The 959-nt window shown below is 70.9% G+C and carries 1 protein-coding gene; it reads right to left on the reverse strand.

The window, feature by feature from the left end:
* A partial coding sequence (locus tag FW784_RS14065; RefSeq protein ID WP_149353944.1) for a triple tyrosine motif-containing protein occupies positions 1 to 959 on the reverse strand: 959 nt, incomplete at both ends.

Genomic DNA, 959 nt, shown 5'->3' on the forward strand with positions numbered 1-959 from the left:
GCCGGCGATGCGCAGCGCGCGGTTCATGCCGTCGCGCTCGACCACGCGGCCGCGCGCGCGGATCCATGTCCAGCCGCCCGCGCCATCGGCGACGCGATGCTGCGACTCGAACACCGGCAACTCGCCCTGCAAGTGGCGACGCAGCTGTGCGTTCACGCGTTCGAGGTCGTCGGGGTGGATCGCGTGGTCGCGCTCCAGCATCGTTTCGACGCCGAGGTCCTGGGTGGCGCCCTCGCCCCGATCTTCGGCGCGCAACCGATGCATGGTGCCTTCGGTCAGGTGGTAGTCCCAGAACTGTTCGCCCGACGCCCAGAGCGCGAGCTTGAGCCGGTCCTCGCGTTCGCGCATGTCCTCGAGGTGCGAGCGTTCGCGGAGCCTGCGCTTGTGCCATTGCCACCCGGCGAAGACCAGCGGTGCCAACAGCGCTAGCGCGACCAGCACGAGCACTGCCGGGTGGCGCCACAGCGGCACGTCGACGGTGACCGGCACCTGCAGTTCGCGATTCGACCAGCGGCCGCTGCGATCGGTCGACTGCGCGCGGAACGTGTAGTGGCCGGGCGGCAGGTGCGTGTAGGTGATCTCGCGGGCGCTGCCGTTGTCGATCCAGTCGGAATCGAAGCCGACCATGCGATAGCGATAGCGCGGCTGCGCGGAAGGCGCGAAGTCGAGCGTGCCGATGCGCAGCCGCACCAGGTCCTCGCCCGCGCGGACGCGAAGCGACGCGGGTGGCCACAACGCGCCCTCGCCATCGGCGCGGTTTCCGAGCCGGACCGACAGCAGTCGCAGTGGCGCTGGCGCGATCGGTTCGTCGACGCGGCCGGGATCGACCAGGTTCACGCCGCGCACGCCAGCGAACGCGAGCCGGCCATCGACCAGTTGCCCCACGGCGCCGCCGTTGAACTCGAGATCCTGCAGGCCTTCGCCCATCCCGAACAGGCGCGCTTCGCGCGTGGCCGGCC

Source organism: Cognatilysobacter lacus, from assembly GCF_008274655.1.
In the GTDB taxonomy this organism is placed as follows: Bacteria; Pseudomonadota; Gammaproteobacteria; order Xanthomonadales; family Xanthomonadaceae; genus Cognatilysobacter; species Cognatilysobacter lacus.